This window comes from Acidimicrobiia bacterium, assembly GCA_035471805.1.
Classification (GTDB): Bacteria; Actinomycetota; Acidimicrobiia; order Spongiisociales; family JAHEDJ01; genus JAHEDJ01.
Genome location: DATIPS010000055.1, coordinates 25,250 through 48,978 on the forward strand (window position 1 = coordinate 25,250; position 23,729 = coordinate 48,978).

The 23,729-nt window shown below is 64.1% G+C and carries 26 protein-coding genes; 13 read left to right on the plus strand and 13 right to left on the minus strand.

Going from position 1 to position 23,729, the window contains the following annotated elements:
• Nucleotides 1-48 precede the first annotated feature (48 nt).
• The 3 genes from VLT15_10980 (at nucleotide 49) to VLT15_10990 (ending at nucleotide 1,507) form a co-directional block, all read left to right on the plus strand.
• A complete protein-coding gene (locus VLT15_10980; protein HSR45733.1) occupies nucleotides 49-405 on the plus strand; it encodes a VOC family protein in 357 nt (118 codons plus the stop codon).
• A gap of 2 nt (nucleotides 406-407) precedes the next feature.
• Nucleotides 408-776, plus strand: a complete 369-nt coding sequence (locus VLT15_10985) for a YrdB family protein (GenBank protein HSR45734.1) — start codon at nucleotides 408-410, stop codon at nucleotides 774-776.
• 68 nt (nucleotides 777-844) lie between these two features.
• Complete coding sequence (locus VLT15_10990; GenBank protein ID HSR45735.1) at nucleotides 845-1,507, plus strand: enoyl-CoA hydratase/isomerase family protein; 663 nt, start codon at nucleotides 845-847, stop codon at nucleotides 1,505-1,507.
• A gap of 144 nt (nucleotides 1,508-1,651) precedes the next feature.
• Here VLT15_10990 and VLT15_10995 read toward each other — a convergent pair whose 3' ends face one another.
• The 3 genes from VLT15_10995 to VLT15_11005 form a co-directional block, all read right to left on the minus strand.
• Entirely contained in the window at nucleotides 1,652-2,341 is a 690-nt protein-coding gene (locus VLT15_10995; protein HSR45736.1) for a YceI family protein, read from the minus strand.
• Nucleotides 2,342-2,424: 83 nt separating this feature from the next.
• The gene (locus VLT15_11000; protein ID HSR45737.1) at nucleotides 2,425-4,065 is read right to left on the minus strand and encodes an MFS transporter; all 1,641 of its coding nucleotides are present in this window, start codon (nucleotides 4,063-4,065) and stop codon (nucleotides 2,425-2,427) included.
• Between the two features lie 67 nt (nucleotides 4,066-4,132).
• Nucleotides 4,133-5,074, minus strand: coding sequence for an aminoglycoside phosphotransferase family protein (locus VLT15_11005; protein ID HSR45738.1), 942 nt, complete (start codon nucleotides 5,072-5,074; stop codon nucleotides 4,133-4,135).
• 96 nt (nucleotides 5,075-5,170) lie between these two features.
• On the opposite strand from VLT15_11005, the gene VLT15_11010 reads away from it, so the two are divergent.
• From VLT15_11010 to VLT15_11020, 3 genes are all read left to right on the plus strand, one after another.
• Nucleotides 5,171-7,099, plus strand: coding sequence for a DUF885 domain-containing protein (locus VLT15_11010; GenBank protein HSR45739.1), 1,929 nt, complete (start codon nucleotides 5,171-5,173; stop codon nucleotides 7,097-7,099).
• Between the two features lie 167 nt (nucleotides 7,100-7,266).
• Nucleotides 7,267-7,671, plus strand: coding sequence for a PspC domain-containing protein (locus VLT15_11015; protein ID HSR45740.1), 405 nt, complete (start codon nucleotides 7,267-7,269; stop codon nucleotides 7,669-7,671).
• 20 nt (nucleotides 7,672-7,691) lie between these two features.
• The gene (locus tag VLT15_11020; GenBank protein HSR45741.1) at nucleotides 7,692-8,393 is read left to right on the plus strand and encodes a hypothetical protein; all 702 of its coding nucleotides are present in this window, start codon (nucleotides 7,692-7,694) and stop codon (nucleotides 8,391-8,393) included.
• A 56-nt stretch (nucleotides 8,394-8,449) separates the two neighbouring features.
• Here the strand turns inward: VLT15_11020 and VLT15_11025 are convergent, their stop codons facing one another.
• The 3 genes from VLT15_11025 to VLT15_11035 all read right to left on the minus strand — a co-directional run bounded on the left by VLT15_11025 (nucleotide 8,450) and on the right by VLT15_11035 (nucleotide 11,046).
• Nucleotides 8,450-9,439 (minus strand): GNAT family N-acetyltransferase, encoded by a 990-nt coding sequence (locus VLT15_11025; protein HSR45742.1) that lies wholly within the window; start codon nucleotides 9,437-9,439, stop codon nucleotides 8,450-8,452.
• 84 nt (nucleotides 9,440-9,523) lie between these two features.
• Entirely contained in the window at nucleotides 9,524-9,979 is a 456-nt protein-coding gene (locus VLT15_11030) for a hypothetical protein (protein ID HSR45743.1), read from the minus strand.
• Complete coding sequence (locus VLT15_11035) at nucleotides 9,976-11,046, minus strand: type IV pilus twitching motility protein PilT (GenBank protein ID HSR45744.1); 1,071 nt, start codon at nucleotides 11,044-11,046, stop codon at nucleotides 9,976-9,978. Before VLT15_11035 ends, VLT15_11030 begins: the two co-directional genes overlap by 4 nt.
• A 136-nt stretch (nucleotides 11,047-11,182) precedes the next feature.
• Here VLT15_11035 and VLT15_11040 point away from each other — a divergent pair, with 136 nt between their 5' ends.
• Nucleotides 11,183-12,451 carry a hypothetical protein gene (locus tag VLT15_11040; protein ID HSR45745.1) on the plus strand — a complete coding sequence of 423 codons (1,269 nt, stop codon included), beginning with the start codon at nucleotides 11,183-11,185 and terminating at the stop codon, nucleotides 12,449-12,451.
• A gap of 61 nt (nucleotides 12,452-12,512) precedes the next feature.
• Here the strand turns inward: VLT15_11040 and VLT15_11045 are convergent, their stop codons facing one another.
• The 3 genes from VLT15_11045 to VLT15_11055 all read right to left on the minus strand — a co-directional run bounded on the left by VLT15_11045 (nucleotide 12,513) and on the right by VLT15_11055 (nucleotide 15,759).
• Nucleotides 12,513-13,082, minus strand: coding sequence for a rhomboid family intramembrane serine protease (locus VLT15_11045; GenBank protein ID HSR45746.1), 570 nt, complete (start codon nucleotides 13,080-13,082; stop codon nucleotides 12,513-12,515).
• A 45-nt stretch (nucleotides 13,083-13,127) separates the two neighbouring features.
• Complete coding sequence (locus VLT15_11050; protein HSR45747.1) at nucleotides 13,128-14,309, minus strand: amidohydrolase family protein; 1,182 nt, start codon at nucleotides 14,307-14,309, stop codon at nucleotides 13,128-13,130.
• Between the two features lie 61 nt (nucleotides 14,310-14,370).
• Nucleotides 14,371-15,759 (minus strand): FAD-dependent oxidoreductase, encoded by a 1,389-nt coding sequence (locus VLT15_11055; protein HSR45748.1) that lies wholly within the window; start codon nucleotides 15,757-15,759, stop codon nucleotides 14,371-14,373.
• A gap of 256 nt (nucleotides 15,760-16,015) precedes the next feature.
• Between VLT15_11055 and VLT15_11060 the strand changes: the two genes are divergently transcribed.
• On the plus strand, nucleotides 16,016-16,627 hold the full coding sequence (locus VLT15_11060; GenBank protein ID HSR45749.1) for a hypothetical protein: 612 nt from the start codon (nucleotides 16,016-16,018) through the stop codon (nucleotides 16,625-16,627).
• Entirely contained in the window at nucleotides 16,628-16,978 is a 351-nt protein-coding gene (locus VLT15_11065; protein HSR45750.1) for a hypothetical protein, read from the plus strand. It abuts the gene before it with no gap.
• Nucleotides 16,979-16,999: 21 nt separating this feature from the next.
• Here the strand turns inward: VLT15_11065 and VLT15_11070 are convergent, their stop codons facing one another.
• Nucleotides 17,000-17,428 (minus strand): pyridoxamine 5'-phosphate oxidase family protein, encoded by a 429-nt coding sequence (locus VLT15_11070; protein ID HSR45751.1) that lies wholly within the window; start codon nucleotides 17,426-17,428, stop codon nucleotides 17,000-17,002.
• Between the two features lie 70 nt (nucleotides 17,429-17,498).
• Here VLT15_11070 and VLT15_11075 point away from each other — a divergent pair, with 70 nt between their 5' ends.
• The 3 genes from VLT15_11075 to VLT15_11085 all read left to right on the plus strand — a co-directional run bounded on the left by VLT15_11075 (nucleotide 17,499) and on the right by VLT15_11085 (nucleotide 20,597).
• Nucleotides 17,499-19,022, plus strand: coding sequence for an ATP-dependent DNA ligase (locus VLT15_11075; protein ID HSR45752.1), 1,524 nt, complete (start codon nucleotides 17,499-17,501; stop codon nucleotides 19,020-19,022).
• A 76-nt stretch (nucleotides 19,023-19,098) separates the two neighbouring features.
• Nucleotides 19,099-19,797, plus strand: coding sequence for a nitroreductase family protein (locus VLT15_11080; GenBank protein ID HSR45753.1), 699 nt, complete (start codon nucleotides 19,099-19,101; stop codon nucleotides 19,795-19,797).
• Nucleotides 19,794-20,597, plus strand: a complete 804-nt coding sequence (locus tag VLT15_11085) for an RNA methyltransferase (protein HSR45754.1) — start codon at nucleotides 19,794-19,796, stop codon at nucleotides 20,595-20,597. Before VLT15_11080 ends, VLT15_11085 begins: the two co-directional genes overlap by 4 nt.
• Before the next feature lie 5 nt (nucleotides 20,598-20,602).
• Here the strand turns inward: VLT15_11085 and VLT15_11090 are convergent, their stop codons facing one another.
• Genes VLT15_11090 through VLT15_11100 form a run of 3 tightly spaced genes read right to left on the minus strand, consistent with a single transcriptional unit; the run spans nucleotide 20,603 to nucleotide 22,733 of the window.
• Nucleotides 20,603-21,652 carry a hypothetical protein gene (locus VLT15_11090; GenBank protein HSR45755.1) on the minus strand — a complete coding sequence of 350 codons (1,050 nt, stop codon included), beginning with the start codon at nucleotides 21,650-21,652 and terminating at the stop codon, nucleotides 20,603-20,605.
• A gap of 51 nt (nucleotides 21,653-21,703) precedes the next feature.
• Complete coding sequence (locus VLT15_11095) at nucleotides 21,704-22,087, minus strand: VOC family protein (GenBank protein HSR45756.1); 384 nt, start codon at nucleotides 22,085-22,087, stop codon at nucleotides 21,704-21,706.
• Nucleotides 22,080-22,733 (minus strand): YceH family protein, encoded by a 654-nt coding sequence (locus VLT15_11100; protein ID HSR45757.1) that lies wholly within the window; start codon nucleotides 22,731-22,733, stop codon nucleotides 22,080-22,082. Before VLT15_11100 ends, VLT15_11095 begins: the two co-directional genes overlap by 8 nt.
• 112 nt (nucleotides 22,734-22,845) lie before the next feature.
• Here VLT15_11100 and VLT15_11105 point away from each other — a divergent pair, with 112 nt between their 5' ends.
• Nucleotides 22,846-23,646 carry an LLM class F420-dependent oxidoreductase gene (locus VLT15_11105; GenBank protein HSR45758.1) on the plus strand — a complete coding sequence of 267 codons (801 nt, stop codon included), beginning with the start codon at nucleotides 22,846-22,848 and terminating at the stop codon, nucleotides 23,644-23,646.
• Nucleotides 23,647-23,729: the final 83 nt, after the last annotated feature.

The window sequence follows — 23,729 nt, forward strand, 5'->3', positions numbered from 1 at the left end:
GTGCGGCGGCCGGCGCGTAGTGTGATGAGAAGCAGAGGAGGGAGAATCGTGTCACGCCCTGTTCATTTTGAGATCCACGGCGAGGATCCGGTTGCGGCGACCGAGTTCTACGCGGCTGTGTTCGGCTGGAAGGTCGAACGGTGGGGTGATCAGCCCTACTGGTTGTACACGACCGGCGAAGGTCCCGGTATCGACGGTGCCTCCGCACCAAGTCAGGAACACGGCCAGAAGGTGGTGTTGACGGTGGAGACCGACAACCTGGCGGAGACAGTCGCAAAGGCTCGTGCGGCGGGTGGCACGGTCCTGCTGGAGAACGCTCCGATTCCCGGGGTCGGCATTCTCGCCCAGGTGCTCGATCCCAACGGAGTTCTGGTCGGAATCATGCAGCCGGAGACGTCGGAATAGGGATGGGGTCGCATCCGCTCAACCTCGGCCTGCGTTTCGTTCTCGAACTCGTTGCGCTGTTCGCACTGGGCTGGTGGGGTTACTCGCTCACCGGCGGGTGGCTTCGATTCGCGCTCGCCGGAGTTTTCCCGCTCGTTGCAGCCGCCGTCTGGGGTACCTTCGCCGTTCCGGACGACCCCAGCCGATCCGGTGAAGCTCCGATCGCTGTGAGCGGCCGGGTCCGTCTGGTCATCGAGTTTCTGGTGTTCGCAGCGGCTGTCGTCGGGTTCGTGGTGGTCGATCGGTTGTCGATCGCCGCCGGATTGCTGGTTGCGCTGATCGTTCACTACCTGCTCTCGACTGATCGGATCGGCTGGCTGCTCGAGAGGTGAAGCGGCGGCCGCCCGATTGGTGCATCGACAGGGCCTATCGTGGAGCCGGACACCAATAGGGAGTGCATGTGCCGTTCGAACTGACACGCCGGGAAGACGTCTTCATCCTCACGATGGACGAGGGCGACAATCGATTCAACGAGGACTCGCTCGGGCGACTCGGTGAGATCCTCGACGAGGTCGAAGCGGCTGAGGGGCCGGCGGCACTTGTAACGACCGGAACCGGAAAGTTCTACTCGAACGGCCTGGACCTCGACTGGATCATGGCGGGGAACTCTGACTGGACTTTCGCCGATCTGGCCATCGAGACTCAGCGACTCTTCGCCAGGACGCTGACGTTCCGGCGACCGACGGTGGCTGCGATAAACGGACATTGTTTCGCGGCCGGCGCGATGTGGTCGTTGGCGCACGATTTCCGGGTGATGCGGGCAGATCGCGGGTTCTGGTCGATGCCCGAAGTCGATATCAGGATTCCGTTCACGCCGGGAATGTCCGCACTGATTCAGGCGCGTCTTCGTCCGCAGGTTGCACACCGGGTGATGACGACCGCCCACCGATATGGTGGCAACGAGGCCATGGAGGCGGGCATTGTGGATCAGGCGGTCGATGAGCACTACGTGTTGAACGTCGCCATCGAGATGGCGGCTGCCCTAGCCGGCAAGGATCCCGACACGTCGGCAGCGATCAAGACCGGCATGTACAAGCCGGTGATCGAGGCGTTGACGACCTGATCTTTTTCTCGGCAATACTGTGGTTCCCCACGCGCATCAGTATTGCTCAGAAAAGTGGATCCCATTTCTCCGCAATACTGTGGTTCCCCTGGCGCAACAGTATTGCTCGGAAACCTGAGCACCACCGGACGACCCGGTCGGCGGCTAGCTGCCAGCAGGTTCGAAGACGAGATCGAACTCGAGACGAAGATCGTCCGCAACGTCTGCGACATGAGCGACGTTCGGGATCTTCAGGTCGAAGTCCTGGCGACGTACTTCCGAACTACCCGACACTCTTATCTGCTCGGTCGAAACCACGTCGAAAGTGACAGAGAAGCTGACCGGACGGGTGATGTCCCGAACGGTCAGGTCGCCGCGGACTTCCGTGGTGCCGCCCTCGCCGATCCCGGTCAGATCGATGATCTCAGACGGCGTGAAGGTAATGGTCGGATAATCGTTGCTGTTGAGAATGAAGCGGTTGATAGCGGTGTCTCTCCATCCGACTTCCTCACCGAGAGGGCTCGGTTCTTCACCAGGTTCGGTATCGAAATACGCAGCCTTGATGATCACCGGTCCCATCACGACGGAGGAAGGGTCGTCGAAATCTGCGACAACCTCGGCGGCAACCTTCGAGTTGACGCCGACGACCGTCTTCGGATTCCCGCGGAACATCTCGTCGATCACAAACCACACCTTGCTGCCCGGAGCGGTCAGGTACGTGGTCGGGGTTGCGATCTCCGCCTCCACTATCAGAGCCTCGCTGGGCCCGGCCGCTTGAACAACCTCAGCATCGCCGGTGCTGCTGCATGAAGAGGCAATCAGCATGAGAATGATGATCGCTGGTATCGACTTCATTGAACCCTCCGTGTCATACCCCTATACGGACCCGGGCCGGGAACGGATGAGAGTCGATTTCGAGCTTGGGAGACGGCGGTCGGTCAGTCGCTGGAGAGCGGAATCGACCCGTCGTGGCGGTGGTACTCATCGTGAGCGGCCAGGAGCGGCTCCCAATCTTCCGGGTGGTCGACGTCGACGGCCACGAGATGGCGAGTGGTCGGACCGTCGCCTTCGTCGAATGATCGAGCACGACGGATCAGATCGGCCGATGCGTCGTCGATGCGCCGATGTTGAGCGAGGTGTTCGTCCCAGGACACCGTCAGGAAGATCTCCGACAACCGGTGTGGGTCGGAGGCATTCCGGTAGAGCCGCCACCTGTATGCCCCGGTGCGGAGCCGGACGAGGCGGATCTCCGTCATGACACGAAGGAAATCATCGAGATTCTGGCTGTTGACCCTCCAGGTGTTCACCACCATCACGGGCCCGCCCTCAGTGACGACATGTGGATCGGGCGCCTGTTCGACGGTGAACTCAGGAGACACGACATCTGCGAGAGCCGGGATGCCGAAACGGGGAGCAGTCATGCCGAGGGCAACCGATCCGACCGAGAGGACGACTATGGCGGCTCCGGCTCCGATCAGGTCGGCGATGGTCCCGGCGAGTATCGAGCCGAGCGGCAGGATGCCGACGAAAGCCAGGGAGTAGAGGCTCATCGCCCGACCCCTCACCCATTCCGGCGACATCAACTGCGCGGTGGCGTTGGTGGTTGTGAGCGTCCACACCCAGGCCATACCGGCGAGCAACAGGCCGGGCGCCGTCCACCAGATGGTGGGTGCCAGGCCGGTGGCGATGCCCGCCACTCCGAAGGTCGAGATCGTGATCGGGATCGATCGGGCCCCCAGAGCTTCAACGACTTGCTGCCTGGTGAAGGCACCGATCAGGGCTCCGAGGCCCATTGCGCCGAGCAGGAGTCCGAACGCGTCTGCGGAGCCACCCAGCTCCTCGGTCCGGTTCGGTAGAACCGTCTGCACGACGGCTGATGTGAGCGCGAAGAGTGCCGCCAGCAGCAGCAGCATCCGGAACGGTCTGGTGAATCGTGCGAAGCGGACGCCGTTGGCTATGGCGTTGGCGACCGAGGAAGCGTCCCGGTCGGCTGAGCCGAAACGTCGGACGAGGACCGCCAGCACGGCGATGACGCCCAGATAACTGAGCGCATTGAGCATGAACGCCAGCGCCGGCCCGGCCGTTGCGACGATCAGGCCACCCAACGCCGGGCCTACCGCCCGGGCGACGTTGAAAGCCACAGAGTTGAGCGCCACCGCGCTGGCGACCATCCCGCGCGGCACCAGGTCGGGGACCATCGCCTGCCATGCCGGGAGGTTGAAGGCCACACCCACGCCCAGTAGCAGCGACAGCGCGAGCAACCGGCCCGGAGTCACCAGGTCGAGGGCGGTGAGGATCGCCATGCCGGCGGCGGCCAGGCCCATCACGATCTGACTGATGAGGAGCACCATTCCTCGGTTGACGAGATCGGCCACGGCACCTGCTGCCAGGGCGAGGAAGAGGAGGGGGAGCGTGGTCGAGGCAGCCATCAGGCCGACCCAGGTTGCCGAACCGGTCAGTTCGAGCATCAGCCATGCGCCGGCTACTGCCTGCAGGAAGGATCCCACGTTGGAGAAGATCGACGCTATCCACAGCGAGCGGAAATGGCGGATTCGGAGCGGAGCGACGGCCTGCGACATTTCTCGGAGTGTACGAGGCTCGATGGGGAGGCTGCTCGCATGGGCCGCCTGATCGTGATTCGGGATCTCAGCGGTAGAGGGCCTCGACCTCGGCGATCGTGGATCCGGTGGCCTCAACGAAGCGCTGATAGGCAGGCCGCAGGAGTCGAATCCCATCCGACACCTGCGTCTTCACCGATGCAGGAGGGTTCTCGCGAAGCAGTGTCACGATGGTGGCAAAACGCCGCCAAACGGCCGAGACTTCGAAAAAGACCAGGTCTTCGATGCCTTCGGGCCTCCGGTTCTCGTAGTGGGCGAGGAAGTACTCGGCCGCCGCATCGTCGAGGTACGTCCGGGCGAGCAGTAGCGACCAGGCGAGGTCGGCTCGAGGGTCGGCGACCGCGAAAGATCCCCAGTCGAAAACGACCGGCCCTCTTCCGGTGATTATCACGTTTCTCGGATGGAAGTCCATGTGAACGTAGGAGAGCGGGACCTTCTCGAGGTGTCCGACCCTTTCGAGCAGCCACTGCAAGGACGGCCGGAAACCGCCGAGGTCGAGTTCGTCGAGCAGGGCGAAGCGGCCCTCGATGAGATTCCGGTTCGATCTCCAGGGGACGGCGCCTTCGTCCAACAGATCTCCGCTGGGGACTATGTCGTGCAGGCGGACCATCAGGTCGACGATCATGTCCAGGGCGGCGGCGGAGGTTCCGAGCGAGTCGGCGACCGGGCCCTCCAGCCAGTCGATCAATACGAACGGTGCCCCCAGGGGTTGGCGGTCGTCGTGCCGGGCCAGCAGTTTCGGAGCCGGATACTCGACCTTTTGGAGGGCGAGATAGGCCGCCACCTCGGCTCGCATGGTCTGGCCGCTCGGATCGCCCGTGTAGAGGCGGAGGGCGACATCTTCCACGCCCGGGCGTTCGACCCGAAAGACACGGCACTCCCAGCCGTCACCGACCTCTTCGATCGCGACGACCGCGGCCGGTTCTATCCGTGCTGCCCGAAGAGCCTTCTCGATGTCGACGGGTCGCATGACGGTCAGAGTATCCAATCCGGGTGCGGCGCGTCGTCTTAGGATCGACGGCCTCGTTTCGGTAGGGCATCATGGGAGTGTCGGAAAGGATGTGGGATGCGCATACCGCCGAGGTTGGCTTTGACCGTCGCTCTTGCGGTCGTTGTCTCCGCCTGCACCGGAGCGAGCTCCGGGACCTCGCCACCGCTCGAGGTTTCGACGACCGTAGCCGCGACGAGTTCGACCCGGGCCCCTGCGTCGAGTTCCACCACCACTACCACCACCACCACTACCACTACCACCACCACGGCAGTAGCCGTCACAAGCGAACTCGCCGCTCTCGACGGCCTGGCCTTCGGCGAGTTTCTGGAGGCGTCGTTCGCGATGCTGTTGGTCAGGAACCCCCAGTTCCTCACTTCGCTCGGTGTGTCGGATCAGTACGGTTTTCGAAACGACCGGCTGGACGACCTCTCTCCCCGGTACCTCGACGAGACCCAGGCGCTCGAAGTCGGGATTCTTGGTCGGCTGCACGCCTACGACAGGTCGTCGCTGTCGGCCACAGATGCACTGTCGTTTGATGTATACGAGTGGTACCTGGACCAGAAGGTCAGAGGTCACCGCTTCGCCTATCACGACTATCCGGTTCACCATTTCGTGAACAGCTACAACTTCGACCTGATCCTCTTCCTCAGCGAGGAGCATCCGATCGCCACGATCGAGGACGCCGAGGACTACATCACCCGGTTGTCCCGGATCGATGAGCAAGTCGCCCAGGTGCTCGACCGGCTGCGTATCAGCGAGGAGATGGGTGTGATGCCTCCGAGCATCATCGTCACCTGGACCAGCGGAGCGCTTCAGGAGGATCTCGGCGGTACCCGTGATCCGGGGGCCGTCCGGACCTCGCGCCTGGCGTTGTACACGTCGTTCGCCGACCGTTTGGAGGCGGTGGAGGGGATCGACGAAACGACCAGGGCGTCGCTGCTCGATCGAGTTGAAGAGGAACTGACGGAGTCGTTCGTCCCGGCTTGGGTAGCACTGATCGATCACATGGAGGCGATCAGGGCCGAGGCCTCGTCCGACGCCGGTGTTTGGCGCCTTCCCGACGGTGACGCCTATTACGAGTGGCTGCTGCGCGACCACACCTCAACGGACCTGACTGCCGGCGAGATTCATCAGCTGGGCCTCGAGGGAGTTGCCCGGGTAGAGGGGGAGTTGCGTGCGGCCTTCAATCGACTGGGGTATCCGGAGGATGCGTCGATTGGGGATCTGCGCCGACGGGCCGCCGAAGACGCCGGGTTCCTGGACGGCTCTTCGGAAGCCGGCCGGGAGGAGGTTATCGACGAATACGAACGGTTGATCGCCCAGGCTGAAGAAGTCGGCGCCGGTTTCTTCAATCTCTGGCCGGAGGCCCGAGTGGGGATAGTCGCGGAGGCTGCCGGGCGCGGCGGCTATTACGTGGCTGCCTCGGTCGACGGTTCCCGGCCCGGTGCATTCCATGCCGGCGTGGGAGGCACGATCGCTGCCTATACGATGCCCACCATCACCTATCACGAGGCCGTCCCCGGCCATCACACGCAGATCGCCATCGCGCAGGAACTCGACCTTCCGACCTTCCGTCGCTACATCCAGTACAACGCCTTTGCCGAGGGTTGGGCCCTCTATGCGGAACGTCTGGCTGCGGAGATGGGACTGTACGAGACCGATCCGTACGGAGACATCGGCCGGCTCGAGTTGGAGTTGGTTCGAGCGGTTCGGCTGGTAGTCGATACGGGGATCCACTCGCTGGGGTGGACCCGCAAGGAAGCGCGCGACTACATGGACCAGACGATCGGAGGTTGGTCCGCTGAGGTTGAGCGGTACATGGTCCTTCCGGGCCAGGCGACCGGCTACATGATCGGAATGCAAACCATTCTCGATCTCAGAGATCGGCTGGCTGCCGGTGGAATGTCGGATGTCGCCGCGTTCCACGACACCGTCCTCGGCGGCGGCAGCATGCCTCTCAGCATCCTCGAGTCTGTTGTCGAGGATCTGATCGGCGGTCCGTAGGACCCCCAGATCTGTTGTTCCGGAGCGGTGATAGCCCCGTGTGCGGAGGGATCCGCGTCGCGGAAACGGGGAGTCAGGGGAAATCCCCGACGCAGTGAGCGAAGCTCAGGGTTTTGGCAGGGAGAGACCCAATAGCGCCGTCTCCGCGCGGTAGTCACTATGTGGGTATGACAGCTCCAATCCATACTCCCAAAGGAACACGGCTCGAACGGCCCCATACCGGTCGGGTCCTGGCCGGCGTTTCGACCGGCATTGCCCGCTACTTGCAGATCTCGACCGGACTGGTCCGCCTGATGTTCATAGTCGCCACGGTATTCGGGGGCTTCGGGATACTCGCCTACATAGCGGCATGGCTGTTCATCCCTGCCGAGGGCCAGTCCCAGCCGGTCGCCGGGAACTGGATCAAAGACCTCAATACGCAGGGAAGCACAACCGGTGCCCTGCTGGTCGGTGTCCTTGCCTTCCTGGTCATCGTCGCATTCATCCCTGGAGGCAAGGCCCTGGCCCTCGCCCTCCTGATCGTCGGTGCACTGGTCATCGGAACCCGTAACAACACACAAACCACCCAGTGATAGAAACAGGAGAAACACTCATGCGTATAGGCAAACTCATCGCAGCCCTCGTCGGAATCACGATGGTTGTCGGAAGCGTCGGACTGTTGGTCGCCGGAACTTTTCTGGTTGTCGCAACCGATGATGCAGACGGATTCATCTCAGCAGGCCCGGTGCGTGTCCGGACCTCTTCGGCAGCCCTGGTCGGTGACGACATCGATATCTTCCTCGAAGACTCGGTCAGGGGCGGGGCGTTCCTGGGGATCGACAACATAGAGACCCGCCTCTCCGTGGATCCTCGCAACGACAAGGCACTGTTCATCGGTATTGGTCCATCGAGTGACGTCGGCCGATTCCTGGCAGGCAGCTCCTACTCGGTCGTGGAGGTCTTCGGCGACAGGGTGGTGCTCGACGACTTCGCCGGTTCCTCTCGTCTCGGAGCGCCCGCCGATCAGGATTTCTGGGTTGCTTCGACCCTCGAGGAGGTCCTGAACTGGGATCTGGAGTCTGGCCGCTGGTCGGTCGTCGTCATGAACCAGGACGGTACCGCCGGCATCGACAGCTCGGTCACCGTGGGGGCCAGGGTTCCTTTCCTCCAGCCGATCGGCGCCGTCCTCCTGGTGGTCGGCCTCATCGGTCTGGCGGGTGGAATCGCGCTCACCTACCTAGGCGTGCGAAACGATCCCCCGGCTGCCGCCGTCCGGCAGCAGCAACTCCCCCTCGAACCGGCTCCGGTCGCCTAGCAACCAACGATCCCTTGCCAGTGTCCCCGTCAGGCGGCGGGGACACTGTGCGTTGCCTAGGCCAGCGGCTTCTCGTAGGTGGTGCCGAAACTGACGACCTGGAAACCGAGGCTCTGGTAGAGCCGGTAGGCACCGTGCGGGTTTTCCACATGGACGCCCAGGGCCGCCTCTTCCATCCCTCGCTGTGCCAGTTCCCTCAGGCTGGCACAGATGAGCGCCGTGGCAACGCCCTTTCCGCGCCAATCCCGGGCCGTCGAGATGAACTCGGTCCATCCGCGCTTGCGACTGTTCTCGCGGTTCTCCGACTCGTTGATGAATGTTCGCACCTGTCCCGCCACCCGGTCGCCGTCCCAGGCCACCTTCCAGAGAGATTCATCCCGGTGCGGAAACTCGAGGAAGGCGTTCCAGTCGTTCTCCGTTGGTTCGGAAAACCCCCAGTGATCGCGAAAGGCTTCGATGTCCGCCTCGTAGACGGCTCTGAGCTGATCTTGGGTGACCGGGCGGATCTCCAGGCCGGCCGGGAGGGGGCCTTCGGGGATGTCGTCCAGATTCGGCCGGACCAGCGACGCGCCGTGCTGGATCGCTTGATAGCCGTCTGCTTCCAGGAGTGCTGCGCATCCGGCAGCCCCCTCGTCCGCATCGGTGCGATACACCTTCGATCTCTCGGTCGCATGTTCCGCCGCTCGCTCGGCCAGCCGGCCTTGCGCCCAGGCGAGCATGGCCGTTCCAATGCCCTGGTTCCGCCACTCCGGGAACACCTTGCACATGTGCCGGTAGACGCGCGGGCCGTTCGTCTCGTCCCACCAGCGAGTGGTCACGTACGCGACGGCCTCGCCGTCGATCTCGACGAATCGGAAGTCCTCGGCCAGGTTCAAGTTCTCGGAGTTTCGGAATGACACTTCGACTTCCTCGCCGGTCACGACCGAGTCGTCCTGGCCGTCTGCTCTGGCTTCGGCGACGACGAGGTCGGCGACGCGCTGGAAGTCTCCGTCACGGCCGAACCGGCGGGCAGAAATGCCGGGAATCGGGGGGAGATGAATGTCCATGGGGACAAGTTACTCAGTTTCGGAACCGGGCCCGGGGTGTTTTTCCTCCGCTGATGAACACACGTCGGGGAGACCGGAACCGGGTCAGGCTTCGGGACTTCTCGCAGACACGAGCGCCGACAGGCGAATCCAAACGAGGTGGTCGGAGTGCAGGATACGTATCCAGTCGGAGGCATTGTTGATGACGTCGGACAGTCGTTCTCCGGAGCCGTCTTCCACGAGGAGCGAACCGTCGATCCGGTGCCCTCCGGCAAGTCGGAGGGTGGCCGGGCTCTCATGCCAGAACCCGCGCAGATCCTGATCGGACGGCAGCACTGATATCGCGCTCACCGCCGGCTTGTGGATGAGAATGAAATCACCGGCGCTGTCGACGGCCGGTAGTACTTCGCCCGGCTCATCCATAAGGTCTCTCACGGTTTGCGGACCCTCATAGGTCTGCGCGACGTCCGCCACGAATACGAGAGCTTCGATAACCCGTCCGTCCGACAGGAACACATCTGCCGGCTGCGACCGTTTCTCGACGAGAAGAGGGCTGGTCATCGGATCCCCGTCTGCGACAGATAGGGGGTTATCGAATCGTCGTTGAGGACCTTGTCCAGTGCATCGATCGGATCGATCTTGCCGGCCTGGAGGAGCTCGACGATAGAGGCGTCCATCGTTCGCATGCCCTCCTTCTTTCCGGTCTGGAGTGCTGAGGGAATCTGGAACGTCTTGCCCTCACGGATGAGGTTGGCGATCGCCGGGGTGCACATCATCAACTCCAGTGCAGCGATGCGTCCCGGCTGGTCGACGCGTTTGAACAACGTCTGAGCTATAACGGCCTTGAGGGAGTCGGCCAGCGTGGAACGGATCTGCGGCTGCTCACGGGAGGGGAATACCTCGACGATTCTGTCGACGGTCTTCGCCGCGTTGAGTGTGTGGAGGGTTCCGAAAACGAGATGACCCGTGGATGCCGCCTCGAGAGCCAGGCGGATTGTCTCCAGATCCCGCATCTCGCCGACCATGATGACGTCCGGGTCCTCTCGCAGTGCAGAACGCAGCGCGGCGGCGAAGGACTCTGTGTGATTGCCGACCTCACGGTGGCTCACGAGGGCCTTGATGCCCTTGTGGACGAACTCGATCGGGTCTTCGATGGTGATCAAGTTGTCGGTACGGGTCTTGTTGACCTCGTCGATGATTGCCGCCAGCGTGGTTGATTTCCCCGACCCGGTTGGACCCGTGACAAGCACCAGGCCCTGGCGGAGCTGGGCGAGCCGACCTACTTGCTCGGGAAGGCCGAGTTCGGTGCAGGTCAGGATGTGTGAGGGAATCAGACGAAATACTGCTGCTGATCCGTTCTTCTGCAGGAAGAGGTTGGCGCGGAACCGGGCGACTCCCTCGAGTTCGTATCCGAAATCGGCATCGCCCAGATCTGAGTACGTCTTCCAAAGTGAAGGTGGCGTGATCTCCTGAAGCAACGGCCGGAGCGCGGCATCACCGAGGACGGGGCTCTTGAGCCGAACCAGTTCACCGTCGATGCGCATGATCGGCGGGTTGCCGGTTACGAGGTGAAGGTCGGAAGCGCCGTGCTCCTGCATGGCACGAAACAGTGTGTCGAGTTGAGCCAAGTCTGCCGTCCCTGCTGGTCGTATTTCAGGTGTTGGTAATCGGTGCGGCCGGACGAGTTCTTGAGGGGTTTGAGGATGTGTGCGGCAACACGCGCCGCCCATTGGACCAGACTGGTGGTGTCGAAGGGAAAGAGTGATGGTGGACAAGCCCAGGTCGGCGCGACAAGTCGGCCGCGCCGTCGCGAATGGTGCCAAGCAGGCGATGCTGGCGGGGGGCCGGAGCGTCGACCGCTGGGTGTCGGTGCATGGCCCGGCGTTCAAGCGACTGGCCGTCACCCAGGCGGTGGCCTACGCCGGGGACACGCTGGTCGCCATCGGGTTGGCGGGGACGATCTTCTTCGACGTACCCTCGGCGGAAGCCCGGGGCAAGGTGGCTCTGTATCTGCTCCTCACCCTGGCACCGTTTGTCGTTCTCAGCCCTTTCCTTCCGCGGATATTCGCCCACCTGCCGAACCCTTATCGTGTCGGACTGGTCGGCAGCGGCAGCCTGCGTGCCGTGGTGACGGTGGTTCTGCTGTTGGTAGGACTCGACGGCTTCTGGCTCTTCCCGCTCGCATTCGGGCTCCTTGTTCTGTCCCGTCTGCATGGAATCGCCAGGAGCTCGCTGCTGCCGATCACCGTCCCCGAGTCGGCGGCCCTGGTGGCGGCGAACTCTCGCCTGGCACAGGTGGGTTTGGCTGCGGGAGCAGTTGCCGCCCCGCTCGGGGCGCTGCTGATGCAGACACTCGGATCGGAGGGTTCACTGGTGCTTGCCGTCGGGGCGTATGTTGCGACAGCCTTGCTGGCGCTCGGGATCGAGAGTCCGGCCCAGGTGCAGGGCCTCGAGATGGACCGGGGCCGGCCTTGGTCGCCACCGCGGGTAGTCCGGCTGTCGATGACGGCGACCGCGATGGTGCGACTGTTGCACGGGTTTCTGGTTCTCCTTCTTGCTTTTGCGTTCAAGGAGGTTGATGCAGGTTTGCTCGACTTCGGAGCTCTACTGGCAGCTGCCGGCGCCGGCTTCGGGCTGGCCTCGCTGCTGGCACCTTGGTTGGAGCAACGGTTGCGGGAGGAACCCATGGTGGTTTCGGCGTTGGCTATTCAGGCGGCGGCCGCCTTCATCGCCGCGCAGGTCTTCGGCCTGGCGGCAGGAGCGGCTGTTGCCGCCGGGGCCGGACTGGCCTGGGGAACGGCCAAGTTCGCATTCGACGGGATGCTCCAGCACCACACGAAGACCGATCTGCGCGGACTGGCCTTCACGCGCTCAGAGACCCTCTTTCAGATCGCCTGGGTAATAGGGGCGATCGTGCCTGTGGCTATACCGCTCGGTGTGTCTCTCGGACTGGCTCTAGCCGGCACTTCGGCGCTGGCGGCGCAGGCGGTGATCGTGTCCGGGCTGCTGGTCTCGATCCGGGACAGTCGCTGAGCATTTTCTCAGCAATGCTGATAACCCCCGGGATCAACAGTATTGCTGAGAAACCGAGTGTCTACCTCGGTTTGCTCAGCAGAACGGCCGCCAGCACTCCCGCGCCTAATCCGAACAGATGTCCCTCCCACGAGATTCCGCGCTGAATCGGGAGGATGCCGACGAGGATTGCTCCTCCGTAGAACACGAAGACGCCAACCCCGACTGCCTTCCACAGCAGGTCCTTCTCGATGAACCCAACGACGAGCAGGTATCCGATGTATCCGAAGATGAGGATGCTGACCCCGATGTGGATGTGGGTTCTGGCGAACAGCCAGACCGCCAATCCGCCGACCAGCATGATCACGAGGCTGACGGCCGTCCAGCGGCGGAGGCCTCGCAACATGACCAGCCCGCCGACGACGATGAACGGGATCGTGTTCGAGATGAGATGTCCGAACGTGCCGTGCAGAAACGGCGCCCAGAGGATCCCATCGAAGCCCGAGAGTGTGCGTGGCGTTATCCCCTGAGCCTGCAACGCATCGTCCAGAAACAGGCTGTCGATGATCTCGACCAGCCACATCAGCGCCACGAAGCCGAGAAGGACCTGAATCTCCCTGGTCGGGACCTTCCGTTCAACCGCGTCATCCATCGTGGGTCAACCTAGCGGCAATCCGCCCCCCGGTCGTGGGATGATTCAGGCGACCTTCCACACCCTCCACAAAGCCGTCGGGTCGCTGAGCGGGTCACCGTGGACGAGAAAGAAGTCTGCAGGTCCGCCGATTTCGATCGCTCCCGCACCCGGTTCGCCGAGAAGCTCACCGCCGCGCCAGGTGACCGCCGCCAGGGCCTCCCAGGGTTCGAGGCCTGCCCGTACCATCGCTTCGACTTCCCAGGCGAGCTGATTGGCCCGCAACGAACCCCCACCGAAGTCCGTGCCGGCTGCTATCGGCACCCCGGCTTTCCGGGCGATGCGAAGGCTCTCTTCCCCGTGCTCGAGACGGTCGGCGATGGCGGAACGTGACTCCGCCTCGACGAAGCGGGGGATCGTCGTCGTAGTCGAGAATGACTGCCACGACGACATGACCGCCAGGGTCGAGACCACGAACACCCCATTGGCGGCCATGCTCTTCGCGGTGTCGGCGTCGATCTCGAACCCGTGCTCGACGGCATCGACCCTTGCCTCCGCTCCGATCCGGGTTCCGTGGAGTCGGGTGGCGTGCGCGGTCACCTTGGCGCCCCGGGCATGGACCGCGTTCACAACCGCGGCCACCTCGTCGACCGTCCACGGGGCGGTGTCCTTGTCCGGGCCGTCGAGGTACAGCTTTATCAGGTCGGCGCCTTCGTCGAGCTGGGCCACTGCGGCGGCAACGAGCGCCTCACCATCGTCGGCCTCGACGGTCAGGCCGGGCGGCAAAGCCCCCGACTTCGTCAGCCATGTTCCGGCGGCGCGGATATAGGGCGCCAGGCGGCCGCGGCCCGCCCAGGCATCGCGGATCTGGATGGCCATTGCCCGCTCGCCGCCGGCCGGGTCGGGCCGGCGCGGGGATCCGACGTCCCTCACCCAGCGCACCCCTGCCGCCATCAGCAGCCGGGCGTTGTCTTCTGCCACCTGCTCGAGCTCCGGGCGTGGATCCTGCCCCCGCTCTATCCAGTGGGAACCGCCCGGCAAGCTCAGGTGGCTGTGCGAGTCGACCATCGAGGGAACGATCGTTGTGCCGCCCGCATCGACCACCCGTGCGTCGCCCGGGTCCGGTTCGGAGTCGGACGGACCCATCCAACTGATCACACCGCCGGATACCAGCACGCTCACACCCATTTGCAGATCCGGCGATCTGGCGTCGGTCAGCGCGGCGTCTCGATAGAGGATGCGATCCACTGGGGCTCCAATCTCGGTTCGCTCCAACGTTAGGGATTCCGGGGCCCGTCCGTTGACGACCTCAGATCTGACCTGAGTCCGTCATCCGACCGAGAAGCTCGAGGTACTCCGGGTCGGCATAGCGGTCCGGCCGGAACCAGCGTGCGTAGGCCGGCAGGGGAGCCCCGGTGACGTGCAGGGCGCCGAGCTCTCCGGCCGCGGCGGCGGCCATGACTCCGTAGCCCGAGAGGGCACCGACCACCACCGATCCCTCCGGTCCGGCCGGTCCGATCAGCGGACGATTCTCTTTGGTCTTCGTGTAATACCCGCCGTCGACGTGAGTCTTCGGGAGCCGCTGGAGGTACTTGCCGAAGTCGGGCACCATCGTGGTCAGTCCCCGCATGACGATCTCCGGATAGAGGGGGTCGGCGGGAATCGGGAACGTCGGAGTGCGCACCTCCGGGTGGTACTCCCATAGACCGAGCACGGTCGCAGCCTCGTCCGAACCTTCCGGGCGGCAGTGTGCTCCCGGTCCGAGCCGGTCGGTCAGGTGGGCCAGGTGGGCGTCCGAACTGAGTTCGGAGCGCTCGTCGTCGCTCCAGTCGAGCGTTTGCTCGTCATTCCAGATCAGCATGGGAGCCGAGCGAGGAAGGGCGGAGAATGAGTCGCGGAAGGAGACTTTGCGGTGGACCTCCGAGAACACCGGAAGGTCGACACCGGCCAGCTGGCCCACTTCTCCGATCAGCGGTCCGGCCGCGTTGACGAAATGTCTCGTGGCGATCGAGCCGCCCGATTGCAGTCGTACCGCTTTCACCGTTCCCTCCGACTCCTCTACGCCCACGACCCGGTCGGTGGTCAACTCCACGCCGGCTGCTCTCGCCTGTTCGAGCAGCCAGGCTCCGAGCTGCTGCGCCGAGAACCAGCCGGCCCTCCGCGCGTGCAGTCCGCCGGCTACCGCCGGGGAGAGGTGCGGGTAATGGGTTCGCAGAGCGGTCCCGTCCATGAACAGATCCGCCCCGGCGGGGGCAGACTCATATCCGATGGCCTGTGCCGGCGTGTAGGGAGGGTCGCCGGGTCTCCCCAGGTGAACTCGAAGCTCTCCCCCTCCCAGGGCGGAGATCGCTTCCGATTCCGATCGCATACCCGCCAGCCGATCCGGGTCGGCGGTGACATAGAGGTAGCCGCGACGCGAGAGGTTGAAGATGTTGCCGCTCTCGGCAGCCCACTCTTCGAGCAGGTCTATGGACCTGTTCATCAGGTCGACCATGCCGCTACCCGGCCCCGGCCACCAGTTTCGGTAGCACTCCGTCGATTTGTCGCTGGTCAGGGTCAAGGGGGGAAGCGGATCGCACACCCGGACCTTCTCGACTCCGTTCCGAACCGAGAGGTGATAGGCCGTCGAGATACCGGCGATGCCCGCCCCGGCGATCACAACGTCCGCCCTCTCGGTGCGGTTCGATCTTGCCTGCATGACGCCACACTATTCACAGAAGCGCCGCGACCATCTCTGCCGTGGGGTTTCAAGGCGAGCTGCCCGACCCTGCGCGGCAGCCGGTGGGTCCGTGCCCGCCGGTGGACTACTCCGACCGCGGTCGGGATCATCACGATGTCTGTCAGGAAGTGAGAGGGGCCGGCCCGAACCGGACCGGACATAGGGTTGGGTCGTTCCCCATCGGCTCAGCCGGGGCTTGATACCGGTCCCGTGGCGGCGGGGTAGGGTGAATGAAGTGCATTTCAGCGAGTATTCCGTTGCCATTCGACCGGATCTCCTTGCAGGCCTCCGCAGCCTCTGGTCGAACCTGGCCGCCCCCGGGACCTGGTGGTCGGGAGCGCAGCGGGTGGCAATCGCCGCAGCCGCCAGAGGCGGATCGGCTGAGGGCATTCCGGCCGCCGCAGCCGGTGCAGCCCGGACTATCTACTCCGACATCACATCTACTTCGCGCCGGTGGGTCGAGGATGTGCTGGCCGCCGGATTGACGATGCCGGCTTTCGTGGAGGTGATCGGAGTAGTCAGCCGTCTGGCCGCGGTCGACGAGTTCAGCAGGGCGCTCGGTCGGCCGCTGGAGCCGCTGCCGGATTCGCTGCCCGGCGCACCTTCCGGGGTTGAGCCACCTCCAAGTCGTCCCGGGAGATCCTGGGTGCCGATGATCGGAGGCATGTCGATCACGGGCGCGTTGAGTCTCGTCCCGGCCGAGGCCCGGGCTCAGGAGGAGATTCACGGGCCGCTCTACATGACCTACGCCCAGATGGCCGATCAGGGGTTCGAGCGTGAACTCACCCGTCCGCAGATGGAGTTGGTGGCCGGTCGGGTATCCGCAATCAATGAGTGCTTCTACTGAGTGCTCTCACACGTGATGATGCTCCGGGAGAGCAGCGAGGCATTTGGATACGAGGTAGATCTCCGGGCTGTGACGGACCCTGCCGTCGATTCAGGCATTCCGCATGGGTCGCTGCTGATCGCTTTCAGCGATGCCGTGTTGAACCGGGCCGGCGCCGAACCCCTCCGGGCGGAACTGATCGAGGCGGTCGGTGAAGACGGATTGGTGGCCACGGCCGGAGTGATTGCCAACTTCTCCATGATGAACCGGATCGCCGATGCCACCGGGATGCCGGTCGGCAAGAGGTTCCTGGCCGCGACCGAGGATGTGCGGGAGTTGCTGGGACTCGACCGCTTCATCCATGAGTCGTAGCAACCGGCCCCAGCAAAGCGCCTACTGCTTCCGTCTCCAGACCTCACGCTTGAAGTCCGGACCCAGCAGAGAGGCGTAGCCGACCTCGGTCTCGACGAACACGAGGTTCGGGTTGTCCGGCGACCGGAAGAACAACGCCGGGTCGTAGGCCATGTCCAGTTCTGCCCACAGGCGATGGCGGGCTTCCACTGTGTCGTGGACGACGGCCGTTCCCCGGGCGAACAATTCGCCGGGCCCTCCGTCGCCGACGGGCCAGTGGAAGGCGACGTTGGGGTTCTGGCGGATGTTCCGTGCCTTGCGGCTCGTCCCGTGGGTTGCGAACCATGTGGTCCCCTCCGTGAACCCGAGCGAGACCGGGGCCACGTGCGGCCGCCCATCGGCCCCGGCCGTCGCCAGGTATGTGATCCAGTTGATTGCGCGGGCCGCCTGAACGAACTCGTCCCAGGTCATGTGCCCCATCTTATGAACCTCACGGAGCCGATTCGCGGTGCGGATCGCCCGCGGCGGGCAGAATGGGCCTGTGCCACTCCCTTTGCATCGTCTAGTTGAAGCCTCGTCCAGTGTCGCGGCCACTCGCAAACGGACCGAGAAGGTCGCGGTTCTCGCCGGCCTCTTCGTCGGGATGGGTGAAGGGGAGGTTCCGATCGTGGTGGCGATGCTGTCGGGCGAACCCAGACAGGGGAAGATCGGGATCGGTTATCGGGTCATCTCGACGATCGGTGTGCGCCCGGCTCCGGCCGCGACCGTCACGATCGTTGAAGTCGATGCGGCCCTCACCCAGATCGCCGGCACCTCGGGTCCGGGTTCGCAGGCTGCCAGGCGAGATCTCCTCGCCGGGCTCTTCGGCAGATGCACACGGGACGAACAGGACTTCCTGAGACGCCTGCTCATCGGCGACGTCCGCCAGGGTGCGCTCGAGGGAATCATGACCGACGCAGTGGCGAAAGCGGCAGGACTGCCGGTGGCCGAGCTTCGGCGGGCGGCGATGATGCAGCCCGATCTCGGCCGCGTGGCGGTGGTGGCGCTCACCCGGGGGGTCGAGGGCCTGGCGGAGATCAAGCTCCGGGTACTTCGCCCGGTTCAACCGATGCTCGCCAAGACGGCACCTTCTGCGGCGGAGGCCATCGAAGCGGAGGGTCTCTCATCTGTTGAATGGAAACTCGACGGGGTCCGTATTCAGGTCCATCGCTCCGCCGGAGAGGTCCGGGTTTTCACCAGAAACCTCAACGACGTCACCGACCGGCTGACCGACGTTGTCGATCTGGTCCTCGGATTCACAGGGGACCGATTCGTGCTCGATGGTGAGGTCATGTCGCTTACCACCGACGGCAAGCCCCGACCGTTCACCGAAACGATGAGTCGTTTCGGAACCGAGGATCGTCGCGAAGACACCGCACCCGTCATTCCGTTCTTCTTCGATCTCCTGTGCGAGGGCGATGTGGACCTGACGGAACGGCCGCTTTCCGAACGGCAAGCAGTGCTGGACACGGTCGTGCCCCCGGCATACCGCGTGCCGAGGGTCCTGACGGACGACCCGGTTGAGGCGCAGAACATCCTCGATGAGTCCCGCAGTCGCGGCCATGAGGGAATCATGGTCAAGCGCCTCGATTCACCCTACGAGGCAGGCCGGCGGGGCGCTACGTGGCTGAAGGTCAAACCCGCCCACACCCTCGATCTCGTCGTGCTGGCCGTCGAGTGGGGGAGCGGCCGGCGATCCGGATGGCTTTCGAACATCCACCTGGGGGCGCGCGATGCCTCTTCCGGTGATTACGTCATGCTCGGGAAGACCTTCAAGGGGATGACCGACGACATGCTCGCCTGGCAGACGGAGCGGTTCCTCGAGCTGGAGACACATCGTGAGGGGCATGTCGTCTTCGTGCGGCCCGAGCAGGTGGTTGAAGTCGCCTTCGACGGTATCCAGGCGAGTTCCCGCTATCCCGGCGGTATGGCACTTCGGTTTGCCCGGGTGAAGGGATATCGGCCCGACAAGCAGGCGCGAGAGGCAGACACGGTCGAAACGGTCCGGGCGATCTTCGGCGGTTGAGCCGGTGAGGTTCGCCCGCTGATCGTGCCGGCCTCGTGTGAGTCTGCCAGTCTTGGATGGCGAAGATGGGAACGAGATGAGTGACAAGAGCTATCCCTATACCGGTCACGGCGACTTCATCGACTACGTCCATGAGCGCCGATCCGAGGCCGACGCGCTCGAGGCCGCAGAGTCCTTCTATGAACTCATGAACCGCCGGCGCTCGGTCCGGACCTTCAGCGGCGACCCGGTACCCCGGCGGCTCATCGAACTGGCGGTCCGCACGGCGGGCACCGCTCCTTCCGGTGCACACCAGCAGCCGTGGTCCTTCGTTCTAGTTGGTGACCCGGAGGTCAAGAAGCGGATTCGACTGGCCGCAGAAGAAGAAGAGCGGACGAACTACCTGGACGGCCGGATGCCGGGGGACTGGCAGGATGAGATCGCCCGCCTGGGCACCTCCTGGCAGAAGCCTTATCTCGAGACCGCTCCTTGGCTCGTGGTCTTGTTCGAGCAGCGCTACGGAGTCGATCCGGACGGCTCTCGGAGGAAGCACTACTACGTGAAGGAGTCGGTCGGCATCGCGGCAGGTGTCTTCATCGCCGCTCTCCACAACATGGGCCTTGCCACTCTCACCCACACGCCGAGTCCCATGGCGTTCCTGTCGAGGTTGCTTCACCGGCCGGCCAATGAGCGGCCGTTTGTGCTGTTCCCCATCGGGTATCCGGCCGAAGGGTCGGTGGTCCCCGACCTTCAACGCAAGCCACTCGAGGACGTCCTGTTCGAGGTCGGCGATTGACCGGGCCGCGTGTGATCGAGGTAGACGATCCCGCCGATGAGCGGCTGGCCGCCTACGTTGGCGTCCGTGATCGGATTCGGCGGGCCGAGACGGCCGGCTCGTTCCTGTGTGAGGGGATCCTGCTCGTCGAGCGGCTGCTCGATTCGGATCTGGAGGTGCGCTCGCTTCTCGTTGCACCCGGCAAGCTGGATCGGCTGCGGCCCCGCCTCGAGGGGCGCGCCATCGATGTTCTGGTTGCTCCCCAGGAAGTGATGAATGAAACGGTCGGTTTCAACATCCACCGCGGTGTCATTGCCTCGGCGCGTCGCAGGCCGTCTCCGGCTGCGGCGGACCTGTTGGTACGTGTGTCGTCCGTTGCGGTTCTCGAGGGCATCACCGACCACGAGAATCTGGGAGCGGTGTTTCGCAGCGCGCTGGCATTGGGGATCGGTGGGATCCTGCTCGACACGACGTCGGGCGACCCGTATTACCGGAGAGCCGTGCGCGTATCCATGGGAGCCGTGTTCTCGATGCCGTTTTCCAGGCTCGGTGCAGCGGACGACCTGATCGATGTCTTGGATGGGGCCGGTTACGCCTCGATCGCGTTGACGCCCGACCCTGCGGCGATACCGATCGATAAGTGCCGCCCGCCGGAAGGGCGGCGGGTGGCAGTCTTGCTCGGTGCCGAGGGCGACGGGCTCAGGCCGGCAACCATGGAGGGAGCAACCTACCGCGTGCGAATCCCCATCCGTCGAGGCGTCGACTCATTGAACGTCGGACATGCGGCGGCGATAGCGTTTCAGCGGTTCGGGTCGGTGTAGCCGGCTCAGCGGTTCGAAGGGGGCCACACCGGATTCGAGCAGTCCTCGAACGAGTCGGCGAGATCGTTGGAGTTCCCGCCGCCGAACGTGACGACCGGGGTGACCGATGACCGGTCCTCGGCCACACAGAACCAGGTTCCCGTTTCGCTGAAGGTGACCAGCAGCACCCTGTCCGGCTCTGCAATGAACCCGACCACCCCGGGAGTGTCGACCCGTGGTCCTTCGACATAAGAGACGCTCGGTTCGCGCAATTCGAACTGGCCGGTGGTCAGGCCGGCGAACGTTTCGTCACTCGTGTGGAACAGCTGAGCTGCGATGAGAACGTCGTTGAGCCTGGTCTTTGCCCGGTCGTCGGCGAGGATGTTGCCGGGAATGATCAGGCCTTCGTCGGGCGGCACGATCGCATAGTTGCCGCCCAGTTCGTTGATCCGGACGGCGGCGGTCACCGTGACGAAGCCGACTCCGTCGTCGGCCGTGGCTTCCAGCTCGAAGGCGAGTACCAGCCCGGTCTCGTCGATCCACACGTCGGTGGTTCCTTCGAAACCGGCCGTTACGCCCAGTCCGGCAGCCAGTTCAACCGCGACGAGGGGGGTTGGGAAGACGGGCGGTCCGGAGAAATGTGAGGTTGTCCGGCCGGCGACGGTTTCATCGCCCACGTAGTCGAACTCATCTGCTCGAGAAGCCAGAGCCTCGTGAATCGCCCCCAGCCAGAGGACATCGTCCACGGTCTGCTCGAGGGGAACGTAGGGACCCATGCCGGTGCGGGACAGGACCGTACCGTCCTCCAGGAAGTAGATCTCGCCGGTTGTGACCTCGCCGAGCGAGGTGATCTCTCCGTTGATCCGGGTGCGCCGTGGATCGGCGGTGTGAGCCGCGTTGGAGATGGACCCGACGTCGCCGACGGTCTCACCGGCGGCGAACGAGTAGGTGTAGGCCGTCGTACTCGAGAAGGAGTCCACCGATGCAATCTCGAAGACGTCGGGGTCTGCGGCGACGATCAGCTTCTCCGACTCGCCGCAGGCGGAGAGGAGGAGGGTCAATGCGATTAGAGACAAGAAGTAGCGCAAGTAATGCTCTGGGATGGGGGGATTTCCGGAGTGTAGGCGTCAGCCGGGTTCTTGCGGAAGTTGAAGAAGCTGGACCGTGTTGCCGTCCGGATCGGACAGCGTCGCTATCCATCCGCCCCACGACTCGAGTTCGGGGGTTCGGATGAGCTCGACGCCCAGGTCGTGCAGTTTCCGGGAGGTCGAGAAGATGTCCTGAACTGCCAGGTTGACCATGACGCGAAGGGGATCGATCGCACGACCCCGGACCTCGCTGTGGACCCCGATCGTCAGGCGGAAGCCGGCGTCGGCGAAGGCGATGTGGTCCGGTCGTCTGGTGATCGGTTCCAGGCCGAGGGTGCCGGCATAGAACTCCGCCAGCGTGTCGAAGCGGCTTGCTTCGGTCCAGATGATGACTCCGGCCGGGACGGGCGGCAGGTCAGGCATCGGTGGGGTCCGGGCCGGAGGCGCCGGGCTCATCGAGATCGACGCCGAGCGATTCGGCCAGCACCCGTATCTGCCGCTCGAGGGTCGCGATCCGGTCGATTATCGGGTCGGTCTGTTCGGACGGCTCGTGCTGGGGAGATTCGGCGTCTGAAGGGCCGGTGATCAGTGTGCGGAATCGATTCTCCTTCTGGCCGGGTTCTCTGGGCAGCCGTTCGACCAGGGGTTCGACTCTTCCCATCAGGTCGTCGAGTAGGACTTCGATTGTCTCGAGGGGCTGCTCGACCGGGAAATACCGCTCGGTGCGCGATCTGAGTTCTCCGGGTGTCTGCGGCCCGCGCAGGAGAAGCACCGCCAGGATCGCAACCTGATCAGAGTCGACCTGCAAGGCGTCCTCTGCTTTGTGCAGATACTTGAGCGTCCGGCCGCCGCTGGCCCTCGTCAGGCCGACGATCCCTTTGTCGTCGAGCGATCGGATCGTTCGCTCGACCGTGAGCTCGTCGTAGTCGACGACCGGGTTGCGGTTCGTCTTCTGGTTGCAGGCGGCCACCAGGGCGTTGACGGTCATCGGGTAGTACTCGGGCGTCGTTCGTCCCTTCTCGATGAGACAACCCAGCACCCGGGCTTCTTCGGCAGTGAGCAGCTCCATGGGTACGAAGAGTAGGCGTCCGCGAGTCCCCTCGTTTTCTCAGCAATACTGTTGCTCCCTGAGATCAATAGCATTGCCGAGAAACGCCCGCCCCACTCCTGGAGGTCAAACAGTGTCGCAGGTCCGCATAGCCGTACAGATTCACCCTCAGCACGGAACCTACGAAGCGATCCGCTCAGCGCTTTCTCAGGCGGAGGAAATGGGCGTCGACGTCGCATACAACTGGGACCACTTCTATCCGCTCTACGGTGAACCGGACGGCGCGCATTTCGAGGCCTGGACCATGCTTGCTGCATGGGCCGAGCAGACGGAGCGCATTCAGATCGGACCCCTCGTCACCTGTAACTCCTATCGCAACCCGGAGCTTCTGGCCGACATGGCGCGCACCGTCGACCATGTCTCCGGGGGCCGGCTGATCTTCGGCATCGGGTCGGGTTGGTTCGAGCGCGACTATGTGGAATACGGCTACGAGTTCGGAACCGCCCCGTCCCGGCTGCGCGATCTCGGTAAGGCGCTTCCCCGAATCGAGGAGCGGTGGTCGAAGCTCAACCCGGCGCCGACTCGCAAGATACCTGTCTTGATCGGCGGTGGCGGTGAGAAGGTCACGCTTCGGCTGACCGCCCGGCATGCCGATGTGTGGCATTTCTTCCCGAAGAATCCGGAAGCCATGGCTCACAAGATGGCGATTCTCGACAAGTGGTGTGAGGTCGAGGGGCGTGACCCCGAGGCCGTCGAGCGCAGCGCGGGCGTGCACCCACACCTTCTAGTTGAGGATCTCGCCAAGGCCGACGCCTATGCCGATATGGGTGTTCAGGAGATAACGCTCGGGGTTGGTGGGCCCGACTTCGACCTGAGTGGGGTTCAGAAGTGGCTCGAATGGCGGGATCGGACGAACGAACGTCTGGCCGGCTAGGAACGTTCGTTTTCTCAGCAATACTGTTGCTCCCTGAGATCAACAGCATTGCCGAGAAACCACGGGACCGGCTGACGGCGGGT

What these genes read in the sequence shown, in the direction of transcription:
- VLT15_10985 (HSR45734.1), top strand. Translation starts at nt 408, where the DNA reads ATGGGGTCGCATCCGCTCAACCTCGGCCTGCGTTTCGTTCTCGAACTC.
- VLT15_10995 (HSR45736.1), bottom strand. Translation starts at nt 2,341, where the DNA reads ATGAAGTCGATACCAGCGATCATCATTCTCATGCTGATTGCCTCTTCA.
- VLT15_11000 (HSR45737.1), bottom strand. Translation starts at nt 4,065, where the DNA reads ATGTCGCAGGCCGTCGCTCCGCTCCGAATCCGCCATTTCCGCTCGCTG.
- VLT15_11005 (HSR45738.1), bottom strand. Translation starts at nt 5,074, where the DNA reads ATGCGACCCGTCGACATCGAGAAGGCTCTTCGGGCAGCACGGATAGAA.
- VLT15_11010 (HSR45739.1), top strand. Translation starts at nt 5,171, where the DNA reads ATGCGCATACCGCCGAGGTTGGCTTTGACCGTCGCTCTTGCGGTCGTT.
- VLT15_11015 (HSR45740.1), top strand. Translation starts at nt 7,267, where the DNA reads ATGACAGCTCCAATCCATACTCCCAAAGGAACACGGCTCGAACGGCCC.
- VLT15_11020 (HSR45741.1), top strand. Translation starts at nt 7,692, where the DNA reads ATGCGTATAGGCAAACTCATCGCAGCCCTCGTCGGAATCACGATGGTT.
- VLT15_11025 (HSR45742.1), bottom strand. Translation starts at nt 9,439, where the DNA reads ATGGACATTCATCTCCCCCCGATTCCCGGCATTTCTGCCCGCCGGTTC.
- VLT15_11030 (HSR45743.1), bottom strand. Translation starts at nt 9,979, where the DNA reads ATGACCAGCCCTCTTCTCGTCGAGAAACGGTCGCAGCCGGCAGATGTG.
- VLT15_11040 (HSR45745.1), top strand. Translation starts at nt 11,183, where the DNA reads ATGGTGGACAAGCCCAGGTCGGCGCGACAAGTCGGCCGCGCCGTCGCG.
- VLT15_11045 (HSR45746.1), bottom strand. Translation starts at nt 13,082, where the DNA reads ATGGATGACGCGGTTGAACGGAAGGTCCCGACCAGGGAGATTCAGGTC.
- VLT15_11055 (HSR45748.1), bottom strand. Translation starts at nt 15,759, where the DNA reads ATGCAGGCAAGATCGAACCGCACCGAGAGGGCGGACGTTGTGATCGCC.
- VLT15_11070 (HSR45751.1), bottom strand. Translation starts at nt 17,428, where the DNA reads ATGACCTGGGACGAGTTCGTTCAGGCGGCCCGCGCAATCAACTGGATC.
- VLT15_11080 (HSR45753.1), top strand. Translation starts at nt 19,099, where the DNA reads ATGAGTGACAAGAGCTATCCCTATACCGGTCACGGCGACTTCATCGAC.
- VLT15_11095 (HSR45756.1), bottom strand. Translation starts at nt 22,087, where the DNA reads ATGCCTGACCTGCCGCCCGTCCCGGCCGGAGTCATCATCTGGACCGAA.
- VLT15_11100 (HSR45757.1), bottom strand. Translation starts at nt 22,733, where the DNA reads ATGGAGCTGCTCACTGCCGAAGAAGCCCGGGTGCTGGGTTGTCTCATC.